This is a genomic window from Peijinzhouia sedimentorum (genome assembly GCF_049340005.1).
In the GTDB taxonomy this organism is placed as follows: Bacteria; Bacteroidota; Bacteroidia; order Cytophagales; family Cyclobacteriaceae; genus CAXBDP01.
The window spans coordinates 18,463-34,968 of sequence record NZ_JBMPIY010000018.1; the positions used below are offsets into that span (position 1 = coordinate 18,463).

Annotated in this window: 16 protein-coding genes and 1 tRNA gene; 6 read left to right on the forward strand and 11 right to left on the reverse strand. The window is 38.0% G+C overall.

Annotated elements, in window-relative coordinates; genetic code table 11:
• Positions 1–4: 4 nt before the first annotated feature.
• Positions 5–790, forward strand: a complete 786-nt coding sequence (locus ACOXY8_RS16905) for an enoyl-CoA hydratase/isomerase family protein (protein WP_458332800.1) — start codon at positions 5–7, stop codon at positions 788–790.
• Between the two features lie 56 nt (positions 791–846).
• On the opposite strand, the gene ACOXY8_RS16910 is transcribed toward ACOXY8_RS16905, so the two are convergent.
• Complete coding sequence (locus ACOXY8_RS16910; RefSeq protein ID WP_458332801.1) at positions 847–1,611, reverse strand: porin family protein; 765 nt, start codon at positions 1,609–1,611, stop codon at positions 847–849.
• 234 nt (positions 1,612–1,845) lie between these two features.
• On the opposite strand from ACOXY8_RS16910, the gene ACOXY8_RS16915 reads away from it, so the two are divergent.
• A tRNA-Arg gene (locus ACOXY8_RS16915) sits at positions 1,846–1,919 on the forward strand.
• An 85-nt stretch (positions 1,920–2,004) separates the two neighbouring features.
• Here ACOXY8_RS16915 and ACOXY8_RS16920 read toward each other — a convergent pair.
• From ACOXY8_RS16920 to ACOXY8_RS16940, 5 genes are all read right to left on the reverse strand, one after another.
• Positions 2,005–2,775, reverse strand: a complete 771-nt coding sequence (locus ACOXY8_RS16920) for a LytR/AlgR family response regulator transcription factor (RefSeq protein ID WP_458332802.1) — start codon at positions 2,773–2,775, stop codon at positions 2,005–2,007.
• The gene (locus ACOXY8_RS16925) at positions 2,772–3,803 is read right to left on the reverse strand and encodes a sensor histidine kinase (protein ID WP_458332803.1); all 1,032 of its coding nucleotides are present in this window, start codon (positions 3,801–3,803) and stop codon (positions 2,772–2,774) included. Before ACOXY8_RS16925 ends, ACOXY8_RS16920 begins: the two co-directional genes overlap by 4 nt.
• Before the next feature lie 67 nt (positions 3,804–3,870).
• Positions 3,871–4,608, reverse strand: a complete 738-nt coding sequence (locus ACOXY8_RS16930) for a hypothetical protein (RefSeq protein ID WP_458332804.1) — start codon at positions 4,606–4,608, stop codon at positions 3,871–3,873.
• Between the two features lie 263 nt (positions 4,609–4,871).
• Positions 4,872–5,750, reverse strand: a complete 879-nt coding sequence (locus ACOXY8_RS16935) for a pirin family protein (protein WP_458332805.1) — start codon at positions 5,748–5,750, stop codon at positions 4,872–4,874.
• A 70-nt stretch (positions 5,751–5,820) separates the two neighbouring features.
• Positions 5,821–6,375, reverse strand: coding sequence for a DUF5655 domain-containing protein (locus ACOXY8_RS16940; RefSeq protein ID WP_458332806.1), 555 nt, complete (start codon positions 6,373–6,375; stop codon positions 5,821–5,823).
• 212 nt (positions 6,376–6,587) lie between these two features.
• Between ACOXY8_RS16940 and ACOXY8_RS16945 the strand changes: the two genes are divergently transcribed.
• From ACOXY8_RS16945 to ACOXY8_RS16955, 3 genes are read left to right on the forward strand one after another with little or no spacing between them, the layout of a single operon-like run.
• Positions 6,588–8,984: a TonB-dependent receptor gene (locus tag ACOXY8_RS16945; protein ID WP_458332807.1), complete on the forward strand. Its 2,397-nt coding sequence runs from the start codon at positions 6,588–6,590 to the stop codon at positions 8,982–8,984.
• Positions 8,981–9,898 carry a DUF4249 domain-containing protein gene (locus ACOXY8_RS16950; RefSeq protein ID WP_458332808.1) on the forward strand — a complete coding sequence of 306 codons (918 nt, stop codon included), beginning with the start codon at positions 8,981–8,983 and terminating at the stop codon, positions 9,896–9,898. The genes ACOXY8_RS16945 and ACOXY8_RS16950 overlap by 4 nt, the downstream gene beginning before the upstream one ends.
• 18 nt (positions 9,899–9,916) lie before the next feature.
• The gene (locus ACOXY8_RS16955) at positions 9,917–10,504 is read left to right on the forward strand and encodes a hypothetical protein (protein ID WP_458332809.1); all 588 of its coding nucleotides are present in this window, start codon (positions 9,917–9,919) and stop codon (positions 10,502–10,504) included.
• Here the strand turns inward: ACOXY8_RS16955 and ACOXY8_RS16960 are convergent.
• The 5 genes from ACOXY8_RS16960 to ACOXY8_RS16980 form a co-directional block, all read right to left on the reverse strand.
• Positions 10,501–11,679, reverse strand: coding sequence for a glycosyltransferase family protein (locus ACOXY8_RS16960; protein ID WP_458332810.1), 1,179 nt, complete (start codon positions 11,677–11,679; stop codon positions 10,501–10,503). The two genes, ACOXY8_RS16955 and ACOXY8_RS16960, sit on opposite strands and share 4 nt — an antisense overlap.
• Entirely contained in the window at positions 11,666–12,532 is an 867-nt protein-coding gene (locus ACOXY8_RS16965; RefSeq protein WP_458332811.1) for a UDP-2,3-diacylglucosamine diphosphatase, read from the reverse strand. The genes ACOXY8_RS16960 and ACOXY8_RS16965 overlap by 14 nt, the downstream gene beginning before the upstream one ends.
• Positions 12,533–12,676: 144 nt before the next feature.
• Complete coding sequence (locus ACOXY8_RS16970) at positions 12,677–12,928, reverse strand: acyl carrier protein (RefSeq protein WP_458332812.1); 252 nt, start codon at positions 12,926–12,928, stop codon at positions 12,677–12,679.
• Between the two features lie 60 nt (positions 12,929–12,988).
• Positions 12,989–14,350: a sensor histidine kinase gene (locus tag ACOXY8_RS16975; protein ID WP_458332813.1), complete on the reverse strand. Its 1,362-nt coding sequence runs from the start codon at positions 14,348–14,350 to the stop codon at positions 12,989–12,991.
• Positions 14,340–15,716, reverse strand: coding sequence for a sigma-54-dependent transcriptional regulator (locus ACOXY8_RS16980; protein ID WP_458332814.1), 1,377 nt, complete (start codon positions 15,714–15,716; stop codon positions 14,340–14,342). The genes ACOXY8_RS16975 and ACOXY8_RS16980 overlap by 11 nt, the downstream gene beginning before the upstream one ends.
• A 232-nt stretch (positions 15,717–15,948) precedes the next feature.
• On the opposite strand from ACOXY8_RS16980, the gene ACOXY8_RS16985 reads away from it, so the two are divergent.
• Entirely contained in the window at positions 15,949–16,377 is a 429-nt protein-coding gene (locus ACOXY8_RS16985) for an FKBP-type peptidyl-prolyl cis-trans isomerase (RefSeq protein WP_458332815.1), read from the forward strand.
• Positions 16,378–16,506 lie beyond the last annotated feature (129 nt).

Genomic DNA, 16,506 nt, shown 5'->3' on the forward strand with positions numbered 1-16,506 from the left:
GAATATGAACGAGTTTGAATTTATCAAATTAGAAAAGAATAACGGTGTAGCAACTATTACACTTAATAGGCCAGAAGTTTATAATGCCTTTAATGATGGCCTAACTTATGATCTTCAAAATGCCTTCAAGCTTATCAAAAAGGATGACGAGGTGCGGGTGGTTGTGATTACTGGTGAGGGCAAGGCCTTTTGCTCTGGTCAAGACTTAAAAGCTGCTTCAGCTGATCCGAATAGATCTTTTTCAGATTCATTGCATAAGCGATACAACCCAATGATTCGTGCAGTTCGCAATTTGGAGAAACCGGTAATTTGTCGTCTAAATGGAGTTGCAGCAGGTGCTGGTTGTTCCTTGGCACTGGCGTGTGATTTGATAGTTGCGGCAGAAAATGCCATGCTTATTGAAGTATTTGTAAATATCGGTTTGGTGATGGACAGCGGATCGTCTTACTTTCTGCCAAGAGTTGTAGGTTCGAGTAAAGCATTCGAATTGGCGACTATGGGAACTAGATTGTCAGCAAAAGAGGCTTTTGACTTAGGTATTGTAAATAAGGTAGTGCCTATGGATGAATTAGATTTGGCAGTAAAAACGTATACAGATTATTATGCAAATGCACCCACAAGAGCAATCGGCATAATGAAGAAAATGCTTAACAAATCTCAAAACGCGAGTCTGGATGAAATGCTTGAGTATGAAGCGTACTGTCAAGATATAGCAGGAGGTACTCACGACTATAAAGAAGGAACTACGGCATTTCTTGAAAAGAGGAAACCGAACTTCAAAGGAAACTAAATGAAAATAGCCGATCTAATCAATCGGCTATTTTTTTAATGTTTTTGGGATAGCTACTAAAACAAAGCGAAAGAAATGCCAACCATGAATTGTGTTGCTTCTGTGCCTTGAGGGCCTTTGCCATCCTTGAATAAGGTATTAAGTCCATAATAGTACCACCCGCTAAAACCAGGAGTACCTACACGACCAGTAAGTCCATATCTGAATCTATTCAGCTCCAAAAGATCTTTTGTTTTTACAGAGAAATTTTCATCAGCTCGTGTATAGTTTACTTTAGTGTGGGCACTATACAAGAAACCAACTTTTCCGCCAAAAGCAACCATCAAACCTCGATCTACATCATCACCTATTCTGTAGCTAAACTCTAAAGGCACATCTATATAATTTGCAGCAAGTTTTGTTTTGTCTATTGCTGCATTCGCACCGTAAATACTAGCGAGATTTGCAATATTCACTGATGAGCGCTGGCCTTGGTTAAAAGAACTAACAAGGGTAATGTCGCTGTCAAATGAGTATTTCTCCAGACCTAAACCAATTCCAGGGTGAATTGAAATTCTAGAATTGCCAAGTTGTATGTCTTTAATATATGCAACATTGAAAACCTTAGAGCCAAAAAAACTTGTGGCCATAGTTGAAGGCTGATCTTGCATAAAATTGAAACCAAAATCTAATCTCAAAGTACCGGGCAGGTCTGGTCTTGCATTCACAGCCTCAGAAGCAAATAGCTTTTTGGGCTCTGTTAATGTTGAGTCTTGATCATTGAAGGCAAATAATGAATTTGCTGAAAGAAGTAGGGTAATTACTAGGGTGGTTATTCTCATTGCTAATTTCAAAAATGCTTTGGATAGTAACGTACAAAGGCCAAAGATACTATAATCGTCGAATTAAAATTGTTTTTCAAGTATTCTATCACTCTTTAGCCATGCTTTATGACCACTTATGAACATCAATTATTTCTTTTACGTTTTAAAAATTTGATAAATTTTACAAACATTCTCTATTTAACGTTTTTTCACAATAAAGTTTTTCCCTACATTTGCAGTCCTTAATGGGACGGCCTCGTAGCTCAACTGAATAGAGCACTTGATTACGGCTCAAGAGGTTTCAGGTTTGAATCCTGACGAGGTCACTTGATAATTAGGCAGTTATGATGAAAATCGTAACTGCTTTTTTTTTATCCTTAATAGATTATTAGTGTAAGTGATCTGTTTTTATTAGCATTCTATCCACTCCTTAAAAGCTGCTGTTGAGCTTTGACTTGTTATTAAGTGGTTTTCTAGACCCTTCAATTTTAAGGCAATTGTATTCTTATTATACCTTTCTATTTGTTCAATGAATTGTTTGTTTACCAATTCACTGCGATTAATGCGGAAAAATTGATTTGGATCTACCAAGTTTTCTAATTCCTTTAAGGTAGGGTAAGAGAGAAAATGTTTTTTTTGATCAATGTCGATAGCTATTATCACTCCTTGATCCGCAATGAAATATACTATTTTGTTAACTTCCAGAAAATAGGTTCCACGACTTGTATTAATGCTAAATCGTCTTTTAAATTCCTTTTTTGTAGGGTCTTTTTGCTCAAAAAGCTTCCCAATTTTATTTATTAGTTCTTGGTTATTATTCGAATGATTTCGCAAAAGAAGGAATTTGTTCCACGCTTTTTTGAATCGTTCAAAAGAGAATGGTTTGAGAAGATATTCAATCCCATTCCCTTCGAAGGCATCCATTACAAATTGATTGTATGCCGTGGTGAATATAATAGGTGCGGGAACCTGTACCTGCTGATAAATGCTAAACGCATTACCATCGAGCAGTTCTATGTCTGAAATAATTAGATCGATATTTTGGGAGTCCTGTAAAAATGATATTGCGTCAATTACTGAGCTGAGTTCAGCGATCACTGTAACTGGTTCTTCGATATCTTGCAAAAAGCGCAGTAATTTACGTCTTGCTGGAGCTTCATCTTCAATTATGACTATATTCATTTGTGACTTAAAATTAAGGGCAAGACTACAGAGAATCGATTACCTTGTTCATTAATTTCTATTTCTTCATTTGAAAGTAAGCGGTATTGTTCTTTTAAATTGTGCAATGCCCTCCCGCCAGTTTTTTTAGCAAATTCTTTTTTTATAAGATTATTACTTACAACTATTTTTTTCCCAATTGAGATTTTTATTTCAACTGGTTGAGTGACTGCCCCAATATTATGGTCGAAGGCATTTTCTAAAAGTAATTGTAATGTAAGAGGAGGAATGTATCCGTTAATTTTTTGCTTATCTACCTCCAAAGTATAGCAATCTCCGTATTTCTGTTGCATGATTTTGAAATAGCTTTTTGCGAAAAGCAATTCTTCTTCCAAGGGTACTAAAGACTTATCGGAAGATTGTAGCACATATCTATATAGTTCGGCAAATTCATTCAAAAATTCAGAAGCCTGTGCACTGTCCTCTTCGATTAACTGATCAAGTATGTTGAGATTGTTAAATAGAAAATGTGGGTTTAATTGTGCTTTAAGTTGGTCTATTCTACTTTCTGCAAGAGCTTTGTTATAATTAGCCAATTGTTCTGAGTTAAATTTATTTCGCTGATAGAATGAAAAAGCAAGAAAAAAGCTACCGTAAATAAAGACATCAAGCAGATTGTTAATGTTATTAATGAGTAGAATATCCCAAGTGAAATTCCGCTCAATATTGCCAAATATCCACGCAATGAGTAGCGCTAATAAATTGTTCACAAAAAGATAAATCAATAGAGATAAACCGAAAATTTGAACGGCATGTAATAGATCGAAATCTTTAGATTTATGCTTCTGCCAATTTAGAAGGAAGCCAATAATGATGAAGAGTAGACAAGAGTTAAGAAACGTGCCGAAGGCAGCTTCCGGTGTAAACGTATAAATGTTTAATACCCTGTCGTTTTGAATTCGAATCTGTAATGATTGTATATAGGCAAATGCGAAGACAAAAGTCAAAAAGTAGCTATTAAGCTTAATTCCACCAATATTTATTTTCATTTCGATAAATCGTAAAATTAAAAGTAGCCCTTTTCTGCAAAAAGGCTACTTCAATCCTATTTTAAAATCAGTTGGGGAATGATGCTATCACATTTCCTTTGTCATCAAAGAAATCGAGTTTGGCATTATTGTCCTTGTCTACGTAAAACATTGCTTTGGGCATTCCTTTATCATCGAATAGAAAGAGGCCATTATTTTGGCTGCGTGTTTTACCCAGCATTATTCTAGGTGCACCACCTAATAAGCCTTGAGCTTCGTATTCTTGCATTTTTTGACGTGCAGCTGCGGGATCTTTTGCTCTTAGCTGTTCCAGTTCCTGCATTATTTCACTTGTTTTTTGTTGCGTTTCATTAGCTGGACGGTCGTTGAACACCAAGCTGCTAGATACCATTCTCTTATCTCCCTCTTTGTGGTCTGTAGTCAGTAATTGCATCACTTGGTCACCATCGTATTGGTCGTAAGTGAGGGAAAGTCCTGCACTATGACCTTTTTCGTTTTTTTGTCCATCATAAATAAAACCTCCTGCTTCAATTCCATCTTCATTGAAAAAAAGCATTCCTGAGCGCTTTTTGCGAGTTACATTTGTGCCGCGTTCATTAATTTTATCGTCTCCATTTGGGAATTTATCTACGTTGGTAATGATCATCTTTACTGTCCCATCTGCCTCAATAATATTAATCCGTTCTACATCAATTTCGCTAAAACGCTGATTGCCTGACAGCTTGAAAGCAACATTCGAAATAAAAATTATAGCCACTACGGTTGCCACGGCAAAGCTTCTTAAAAACACTAATTCTCTTTTCATTTTTCTGAATTTTTAGATTGTTTATTATTGATTTGATGACACAAATCTGTTGCTTGCCTTAAAAGGAAAAAATCAGAAAAAATTGAATGCAGGAAGATTTCGAATGAATGCAGGAAAAAGAGAAATAGAATAGATAGAGGAAATGAAGGGTTGGACTAAAAGCACACTTTAGCCATCCTGAGAAACCAGCAGAAAATGATTTAGCAATAAAAGCGGGAGGTAAACTATACTTAATATCTATTACTTGTTCCACCTAATTTCAATTACACATCCAATCGAGGATAAGGCACAAAGGAATTTTCACCAGGTACTTTTGGGAAGCGTTGATTGATCCAGTCTTCCTTTGCTTTTTCTAGTCGATCCTTGCTGGATGAAACAAAATTCCAATTGATAAATCGCTCTTCTGGAAAGGGCTCTCCACCAAAAATATAAACAGTACTATTTTCGCCAATTTCAAACTCGCACAAGGTGCTGTCATTAGCAATCAATATTTGTTTGGGTTCGTAAATATTCCCGTCACTTTTGATGTGCCCTTCCAATATGTATAGGGCACTTTCTCCAAAAAGATTGTCACCTATGGAAAGAGTTTGAGCTTTATAGCTTTTTATTTCAATGAAGTAGAGATTACTATGCACCTTTACTGGCGACTTCTTACCAAATGCTTCACCAGCAATGAGTTTTATCTTCACACCAAACTCCTCCCAAGCAGGAATCTCACTCGCTTCAATGTGTTGAAAGCTAGGTTCCGATTCTTCCAGATGTTTAGGAAGAGCCACCCATATTTGTAATCCATGCAAATTTTTATCTGAACCTCTAAGATATTCAGGAGTTCTTTCGGAATGAACCACCCCTTTTCCGGCAGTCATCCAATTCACTGCGCCGGGTTTTATTTCCATTTTCGTTCCTATACTATCTCTGTGCATAATTGCTCCCTCAAAAAGAAAAGTGAGAGTAGATAAGCCAATATGCGGGTGTGGAAGTACATCGAGGTTTTCATTTTCATCCAATTTAGCTGGACCCATATGGTCTATAAATACAAAAGGACCCACCGCTCGTTTTTGACGGAATGGTAATAACCTGCCGACCATAAAATTACCAATGTTAGCTGCTCTTTCTTCGATTATTAGGGAGATGTTTGACATAAGGTTAATGAGTTCAATTTTTTTAACTTGCTATGTTAATTTTATGATAATTAAAAATTAATGGATTCAATCACCCCGCTCCCTCATAAGCCTCCCTTAACCAGCCGATTACTTCTTTGTTAATCTCGTCCACATCACTCAAGTTTATTTTATGTGAACACATAGCATTGGCCGAATTGATGGCTACTAGTATTCCTCCCGCTTCTTTACCTTTCAGGTTGAGACCTATTTCGAATCTACTTTTGGTGGCAGGGGAGAGCATTGCAAATTGCTTTTTCCGTCTAACACTCACGTATGCATTCTTTGGCGCTAGTTCTACATCTTTTCCAAAGGCTGATATTTCTTTTATAAGCTGATCATAAATTGGTTTTAGCTGCTCTTTGCCTTTGTATTGTTTTTCTATCAAGTCATTAGGATTTTCTGCTGAACCAGCATCTGTTTCTTTGGCTTTATGTGCGACCAGATTGGCGAAGCCATGTGTGAAGGAATGTTGCTCTTTCAGGAATTTAATAATTTCTCCATGCTTAACGAAATTTTCCTTTTTCACAATTTCAATCCATTCTTTTAGCGATTTACCTGTATTCTTATGCAGGTTGTCAATCATCGTTTGTGCAGCTTGATCCATGGGTATTTGTTTAGAATTTAAGTCGATAATTAGCACTAATATAAATAATTTAAAAATTCTGAGTTTAGAATTCAACTTCTCCTTATCGATTAAAAAATTGCCATTTAGCTGATGCATTAACCGCTCACTCGCTTCCAGGAAATTGTATGAAACCTCATTGGCAATTTTGTGTTAAGACTTATGAATTCAATAAACCACGAGAATATATATCCATGAGATTAAGCTTACTAATTCTCATTTTTATTTGCCTTAGCTCAATTTCCCTGCAAGCCCAAGAGAAGTTTACTCTGAATGGCTATGTGAAAGATGGCACCAATGGAGAAGATATGTTTGGAGCAACCATTCAAGTGCAAGGACAAAACGTAGGAACCACTACTAATATGTACGGATTCTATTCCCTCACATTACCAACTGGCAATTATATAATCGAGTATCGATACCTCGGCTACCTTACAGAAGTGCGGGAGGTGGCTTTGACTGAAAATACTCGCCTCGATTTGGAGCTTAGCACTGAGCAAACTGAATTGGAGGAAATAGTAATCACAGCGGAGGATGAGGACGAAAATGTAAAAAGTACAGAGATGTCAGTTGCTAAAATTGATATTCAAACTATCAAGAAATTGCCGCCATTTTTGGGTGAAACTGATGTAATAAGGACTATTCAGCAGATACCTGGTGTGAGTTCAGTAGGAGAGGGAGCTTCAGGTTTCAATGTGCGAGGAGGCGGTGTAGGACAAAATTTGGTTTTGCTGGATGAAGCACCCGTTTACAATACATCTCACTTATTTGGTTTGTTTTCGGTGTTCAATCCTGATGCAGTAAAAGATGTGAAACTCTACAAAGGAGGTATCCCGGCAAGGTACGGAGGGAGGATAGCTTCTATATTGGATGTGCGAATGAAAGAAGGAAACAATAAAAACTTCGCCGCCGAAGGTGGTATTGGAACCGTTTTTAGTCGATTCTCTTTCGAAGGGCCAATTATTAAGGATAAAGCTTCATTTATTGTAGCTGGCAGAAGATCCTATGCAGATGTGCTCGCAAAACCTTTTACTGATGTACTAGATGATGGAGCGGCATTGTACTTTTATGATCTTACGCTCAAAGCCAATTATAATATCGACGAGCGAAATAGAGTTTTTGCATCTGGATATTTTGGACGCGATGTGTTTAAGTTTGATGCAAATCAAGGTTTTAATTGGGGAAATAAAACTGCTACTATCCGCTGGAATCACCTTTTCAACGATCGCCTTTTCTCTAATTTCACTACCTATTTCAGCGATTACGATTATTCACTTCGTTTTGGTGATAATGATCTGGATGTATTCGAATGGAAGTCAAATATTCAAACATTCAATTTCAAACCTGAATTCACCTATTTCCTCAATACAAATAATGAGCTGAGTTTCGGTGGGGAGGTTTTGTATTACTCTTTTGATCCTGCTTCAGCAAGAGGAATTAGCAATGGAGAAACCACAGACATAAGTGTAGCTAATAAGCAAAGCATGGAATATGCTCTTTATTTCTCGAATGATCAGAAAATAAGTTCAGCACTTTCAATGAATTATGGCTTGCGCTTATCGGGCTTCAATTATTTTGGTCCTGGTAACAAGTACGAATTTGCTGAACCGGAAATCGCAGGCACTCGTAAGCCACTGGTTGGTGTTACTGAAATTGATAATGGAGAAAGTATAGCCAATTATCAAAATTTGGAGCCAAGAGCTTCTTTGACCTATTTACTAAATGAGCAGCAATCCATTAAGGCAAGCTACAATCGTACAGCGCAATATCTTCATCTGATATCGAATACGGTTGCTTCCAATCCATTGGATGTATGGACACCAAGTACCAACAATATTAAGCCACAGCAAGCAGATCAAATTGCGCTAGGCTATTTTAGAAATTTTGGAGCGAAAAAAGCGTATGAAACTTCGATAGAAACCTATTATCGTGCAGCTCGCAATCAAGTTGATTATATAGATGGAGCCGATATTTTGATCAATGAATTGCTCGAAGGTGATTTGCTAAGCGGTGAGGGACGTGCCTATGGGTTGGAGCTTTATGCCCGCAAAAATACCGGAAAGCTTAATGGCTGGGTAAGTTATACACTTGCTCGGACCGAATTAAAAGTAGATGGGATCAACAATGGCGAATGGTATCCTACCCGCTTTGATCAGCAACACAATTTGAAGATTACAGGATTGTATGAGCTAAATGAGCGTTGGTCATTTTCGGCTAATTTCACTTATCTAAGTGGAACGCCCACTACTTTTCCAACCTCCCGCTTTTTGTTCCAAGATTACGTGATTCCGCACAACTATGACGATGCTCGTAATAATATTCGTATCCCTGATTTTCATCGTTTGGATATTTCAGCAACATTGGAGGGAAAGAAAACTAAAGCGAACGGCGAACCCAAACTGATCCAAAGTCAATGGATTTTTGGAATCTATAATGTGTATAGCAGGCGAAATCCATTCACTATTTATTTCTCACAAGACACTGACAGATTGCCTGTAGGTCAACCTGCCAATACGAGTGCTACACAATTAGCCATTATAGGCTCTGCCTTCCCATCAGTTACGTATAATTTTAAATTTTTAGGAAAATGAGTTTAAGCAAACGAATAGCCCTTTTAGTAGTTTTCTTTGGCGTGATTGCTTGTGAGGATCAGGTTTTTCCAGAATTGCAAAATGCACAGCCAATAGTTGTGGTAGATGCTTGGGTCACTAATAAGAATGAGCCACAGGTAATCAAAATCACTCGTTCGCAATCTTACTTCGATAGTAGTTTGCCACCCGGAGTTCCCAATGCCACTGTTTTGGTAAGCGATAATGAAGGTAATTCATTTGAATTTTTGCCTGGGGATAATGTTGGTGAATACGTGTGGAATCCATCTGAGAATGGGAGCGTGTTTGGTAAAATTGGAAATACCTATAGATTGTATATCAATGCGGGAGGTCAGGAATTTGAAGCTGAGGCTACAATGAGCCGCGTACCACAAGTCGATAGTGTCACTTACTATTTCGAAGAAGGTACTTTTGGGTTTCCTGACTCTTATTTCTCTGAATTTTGGGCTCGAGATTTTCAAGGATCTGGCGATACTTACTGGGCTAGGGCATGGAAAAACGGACAAGCTCTCAATAAGCCAGACGAAATTATTACTGCTTACGATGCCGGATTTACTCGCGGAGGAAATGTGGATGGAATCATTTTTATTGCACCCATCAGGCGTGGTTTCAATCCTGTTGAGCAGGATGCTAATGATGACTTTCTGCCAATATTTGTGCCAGGTGACTCCTTATACGTTGAGCTCCATTCCATCACCAACGACGCTTTTGATTTCCTCGCACAAATAAGTATTCAGACGAATCGTCCAGGTGGCTTTGGAGAATTATTTGCACAGCCACTGGCAAATGTGCCAACTAATTTGCGGCCAACAGCAGCAAATCCGGATGCAAGAGTTGTAGGCTTTTTTAATGTAGCCGCAGTAAGCGGAAATGGCAAAAGACTGGTGCTTGATTAGTAATTTTATTCTTGTCAAATGGCATTGATTGCTGGAATTGATTATGGAAGTAAATTAGCTGGAACCACTGTTTTGGCTTTGCTTGAGGGTGCGGAAGTAAAGCTTTTCCAAAGTCTCAAAAAGCAAGATGCAGATGCAATGTTACTTGAGAAATTGAATCATTTCAAACCAGTATATGTGATGCTCGATGCGCCATTGTCATTGCCTGGCGTGATCCAAAAATTATCTCAATTTGAAGACTATTTCTACAGGAAAGCAGATAAAGAGCTGCAAGCAATGTCTCCAATGTTTCTGGGAGGCTTAACAGCACGTGCTATGAAACTCAGTCAGCAATTGTCACAAATTGAGGTACCCGTTTACGAAACCTATCCCAAATTAGTAGCTGACATTATTGGATTGAAGTCACATTACAATAAAGCTCAAAAAGGTGATGTCTCATATTTTTTAGAGTTAGTTGCAGATAAATTCTCTCTAAAAATTGATTTTAATGTAGCAAATACTTGGCATCATGCGGATGCAATACTTGCCTTAATTGCTGGAATTCGTTTTCGTGATCAACAGATAAAATGTGTTGGTGACGAGCGGGAGGGATTGATTTGGATCTAATTAGTAGCTGCCTGAGAATTGCCAATTATCAATCCTTCAAAAGTGGAATCTTCATTAGCCTCTATTTTTACTGCCTTGGCACAAATATTTTCAATACTACGTGCAATAAAGTTTGCTCCACTTCCAATCCATTCTTTATGCTCTAAATTTTGCTTGTATGGCGAACCGGTGAGTTTCATTAATGGATCAAGTGAGTAGTTTTTCTGATGAATGACTGTAGGAATTTGAGAAGCGTCCAAGGCATTACAAGCCTGCTCATACTGCCCATGTACCGGCACCATCATCACTTGCTTGTTCAAGTACAACGCCTCGCAAACAGACTCAAATCCAGCTGTGCAAATGTAAGCTTTGCATTGGGATAGCTTTTCTAAAAACTGCTTGTCATTAATCGGATGAAAAGTGAGATTGGGATGTGGCTGAAAGGGTTCTGTGTGATCCGGATGATTCCAAAAACATTCGATTTTCACCTCTTGATTCCGGCTATGCCATTCGATAATATCTTGGCCATAGCCTGCATATACCATATAGGCGAGATAGAATTCTCCAGATTCACTTTTTAAGTTTTTGATCTCAGCTCTAAGCAATGGTGGAGATACTATGAGCTTTTCATCTGCGAAAAATGGATAAGGACGATAGGAGAGTGCAATTAAATTTGTAGCACCTAGGGAAGTGATGAAATTGGTAAATTGAAATGACCATTTGTTCACCTTACCTCCCGCAAAAGGGAAGTCGGGATGCTTTGCCAAATACTGATGTCCAATGCAAATGTATTGGCAATTTGGATTGTAAAATTTCACATAAAGCCCAGGTAGAAAGTCGTAGAAATTGATGATTACATCAGGCTTTTTCTCCTTCATCCACTTATCAATATACCGCATGCTGCGGAGGTACAAAGCAAATCGACAAAGATTGTAAAGAATGGTTTTGAATATTTTTATGCCTTTACTTCGCTTATCGGTGATAAAGCTTGGGCTGGCAAATGAATGAACATTGCCTTGCATAGCTTTGCGCAAAAAGGCGGGAATGTTGCGATTTTTGTTGGTGCCAATAAGAGTAGTAATTACGGAATGTCCATTGGCTTCTAATTCATCTTTCAAAGCGATGGCTTGAGTCATGTGCCCTCTACCTTCGCCTTGTACAATAAACAGGAATCGTAATGCTTTAAACTTGCCCATTAGAGCCTAAGAAGCTTACTAATTTTGGATATATTTTCCCTGATAATGAATGATTTAAATTTATTTCTTTTTCATCCTCCTCCTCTTCACTCACAAATTTTTTCACTGGTACACTTCCCGTTTCGGTATAGTACACAAGCGACCAATCTCCATCGTTATCTTCCACCAAGGCAGAAAGACTTTCTACCCAATCGCCAGAGTTCATGTATATGACATCGTTAATATTTTTGATGGCAGGCTGATGAATATGTCCACAAATGATTCCATCGCAATCCTTCACTTTGGCAATTTTTGAAAGCTCATTTTCGAAATCATCGATAAAGGAAACAGCTGTTTTTACTTTACTTTTCACTAATTGAGAAAGTGAGAAATAAGGAAGTCCTCGTTTTCTGCGATACAGATTGTATTGAGCATTAAACCAAAGCAAAAAAGTATAGCCAACATCGCCCAGTTTGGCGATCCACCTAAAGTTGGTAGTGATCGAATCAAAAATATCACCATGGGTAATAAAATATTTTTTACCAAATGACTCATATACAAGCTCCCTACCGATAGTCAAATTGCCTATATTAAGCGGGAGGATTTGATCCAAGAAGTCATCATGGTTGCCACGCAGATAGTGAACTTTGGTATTGTCTTCTTCAATCATCACCAAAATTCGTCGAAAAAATCGAGTGTGTTTTCTCTTCCACTTTCCACTTTTTCGGAGCTGCCATCCATCCACAATGTCGCCATTGAGAATGAGATTTTCACATTTGTACTGCTTTAGAAACCGGACAAGCTCTTTTGCCTTTGAGCCCTTGGTACCAAGGTGGATATCCGATATTACGAGGGTTTTTACTTCGTTTCGCACTTTCTGAGTTTGCAGCAAGTAACGAAGTAGGTTTTATTTCTGCTTTACGCCCTGTTTAAGTTTAAAATAACTTTTCGAGCAATGATCCTAAATCCTTAATATTAAGGTAATAAGTAGCGTTTATTCGCAATTGCAAAGCCACAATTAAGGATTCTTTTTTGCCGCTAATTTTTCTGAAATATATTCTACAGCTTGCTTCATAGTCTGCATTCTTTCAGCATCCGAATCAGGAATTCGGATATCAAAACTTTGCTCAAATTCCATTACAAGCTCGGCATAGTCTAGCGAATCGATGCCTAGATCTTTGATGAAATTAGCATCCATTGTTACTTCTGAGTCGGCTATGCCCATTTTCTCTACTAGAATTTGGGTGATTTTATTGGCTATTTCTTCCATTGGGATTGTTTTGGGTATATTCAATTCGAATCCTCAAGATCCAAACATCATACAATAATACTAAAACCGTAACGTAAATTCAGTTCCTTTATCAATTTCTGATTTAACACTTATACCACCGTTGTGTTTTCGCATGATTTGCTTACTCAAACTTAGTCCAATTCCCGAGCCTTGTTTTTTGGTAGTAAAGAATGGAATGAAAATTCTACCCAAAGCTTCTTCGTCTATTCCCGTACCATTATCGCTTATCAGAATTTCTGCTGTTCCATGTGAGCCAATTTGAGCCGTGATATCAATTTTTCTTTCTCGATCTTCAGTGTCCGATAATGCATGCGTTGCATTCTGAAGCAAGTTAATTAATACCTGACCGATGAGTTCTTTGTCGAGATCAATCACCAAATCCTCAGGAATAATATTTACACAAATCTCAATTTTGTTTTCATCGAAATCTTTCTTGAGCAAGAGCACAACTTCCGAAATCAACTCGGAAGCTTTTACTTCCTTGATTCGAGGATTTGGAATGCGCGTAAGATTGCGGAAATCAGAGACGAAACGGATTAAGCCTTCACTTCGTCTTTGGATGGTTCTAATAGCAAGCTGGATGTCTTCTAAATCTTCTTTGGCAGGATATACCGATTCTTCTTCACTTTGGATATATCTTAGTATATCGTCGTTTACAGTGGAGGCAAGTGAAGAAATTGGCGTGACTGAATTCATGATTTCGTGAGTTAATATGCGAATCATATTCTGCCAAGCTTCCATTTCCTTTTCTTCTAGTTCGCTTTGAATGTTTTGTAAGGATACAAGCTTGAAATGCTCATTTTGCATTGCCAATTCTATCACATAAATAGAAACTGGGAGTGTGCTGCCATTATATGGAATTTTGATCAATTCCCTCCCGCCGGTTTTCAATCTTTGTAGACATTCGACTAAAGCTGGACTGAAGCTATTCAGCTCTTTTATGTTTTTTATTTGTTGCTGATTTAGTAATCTTTTTGCTTCCACATTCATTATCTGCACCTCACCATCCGCCCGAAAAGTCATTATTCCCATTCCTGCATGCTGCACAATCGTTTTCAGGTATTGATAATTAGCGTCTTTTTCTTCCTTTAATTCCTTCAGACGCAGCAATACGGCATTAAACTCGGCTCTCAGATTTTCTATTACAGGGTTTTGTGAATACAGGGGAAAGGTCTGATCGTAATCTTCGAATTGCAAAGATTTCAAAAACAAGGAAATCTCCTCCTGGCCTTTTTGAAGATAGTTCACCAAATTATTGATCTGATAAAGCATCAATAGCAAGAACAAAAACCACAAAAGAAATGGACCTTTATCTACCAAAATAGCCGAAACCACCAATGCATTTAATGCAATGAGAGCCATTTTCACATATAGGTTTTTCTTATAAGTTTTAGATGCCATATTTCTCTAATCTCCTGTAAAGAGATGCTCGTGTAAGTCCCAAATCCTTAGCTGCTTTGGATATATTTCCATTGTGCTTATCAATAGCTTTATGGATAATATTTTTTTCAACATCATCCAAGTTTAGCGTATCGAGGGTTTTATCCTTGCTATCTTGTTTTTGGTTCAAAAAGAAAAAGTCTTCTGGACTAAGCGTAACGCCATCGCTCATAATAATTGCGCGCTCTACGGCATGTTGGAGTTCACGGATATTTCCAGGCCAATGATAGGTCTGAAATTCTTTGATCAAGCTTGCAGATAATTTTTTGAGAGGCTTGCGGTATTTTTTGCAATACATTTTCAGGAAATGCTCAGCCAATGGCTGTATATCTTCGCGACGTTCGCGTAATGGCGGGAGGTGGATCTCTACCGTATTGATCCGATATAGCAAATCTTGTCTGAACTTGTTTTCATGCACCATTTCATACAATGGCATATTGGTGGCAAATATCAGACGTACATCAATTTTCACAGGCTTATTGCTACCTACTCGAATGATTTCTCTGCGTTGCAATACAGTAAGCAATTTCGACTGCATCGGCATACTTAGGTTGCCAATCTCATCGAGAAATAGTGATCCGCCATTGGCTACTTCGAAGCGACCCGTTCTATCATCTTTGGCGTCTGTAAATGCTCCTTTCTTATGCCCAAATAACTCACTCTCAAACAAGGATTCTGGTATTGAACCCATATCCACACCTACAAACACATTATTGCGTCGAAGCGATCGCTGATGTATTGCTCGGGCTATCACTTCCTTACCTGTACCATTTTCTCCAAGTATCAATACATTGGCATCGGTATCAGCTACTTTATCGATTATCGCGAAAATATTTTTCATTCCAGCACTTTCACCAATAATATCTTTGAATGGCTGGCTCAAATCGTCTTCTAACTGCTTTTTAGCTTTCTGTAATTGCTCTACTTCGTTATAGGAGTTTTTTAGCTTATTGGCAGAAGTTATGGTAGCCAGTAGTTTTTCATTTTGCCAAGGCTTAAGCACGAAATCAGTAGCACCTTCTTTCAAAGCTCTTACTGCCATTTCTACATCGCCAAAAGCAGTAATTAATATCACCACCGCTTTCGGATCCGCTTCCATTATCTGACTTAGCCAATAGAAACCTTCCTTGCCACTGGTCGTATCATGGCTGAAATTCATATCCAACAAAATCACATCATAGGTGTCGTGATTGAGTAAAAAAGGAATTTTTTTAGGGTTTTTTTCGATGATTACTTCCTTTGCATGTTTCTTCAAAAACATCTTTGCTGCTAAGAGCACGTCTTCATCATCATCTATAATCAGAATTTTGCCTAATTGCTTATCCATTTCTGCGGTTTGTTTACTGGTGGTTGTCCTAATTCATGCCAAAATAAAAAGGCTGTTCTAAGTCATTTTATGGGCTGAATATACATTAATAATAATTAATGTCGTACGATTATGAACACTATATGTACTATATCGTACAATTTTAGAATAAGGTTAAGGGATGTTTTTATAAGCAGGGATAAAAGGGTAAATTGCCGTCCAATTGTAAATTATTTTCATTCAATTTATTATTATGAGCAAAGCAACGATTGGAAACAAAATTAAAGTCCATTACACAGGCAAATTAGAAGATGGGACAGTGTTCGATTCTTCAGAAGGACGTGAGCCTTTGGAGTTTGTGTTGGGAAATGGAAGTTTGATAAAAGGATTTGAAGATGCCGTAACAGGGCTAGCAGTGGGTGATAAGACAATTGCTACTTTGCCTCCAGCAGAAGCCTATGGAGATGTGCGGGAGGATATGATGGTGAAAGTGCCAGTAGATCAAGTTCCCGCAGATATCAAACCTGAAGTGGGTTTGAAATTAACTGTACAGCAACAAGACGGACAGCAAGTACCAGTTACGGTAGTTGACGTTACCGAAGAAGCTGTAACACTTGATGCAAACCATCCATTGGCAGGCAAAACCCTTGTATTCGAAATAGAAGTAGTTGAGTTGGCATAAGCCTAAACATTATAAAAACAGAAAAGCCAATCCAATTTATTTTGGGTTGGCTTTTTTTATGTGTGCCGTGCATGGTAACTAACTAGGTGGTGCAAGTCCACTGTGGGGGTTTGTAATCGCCAACCACTA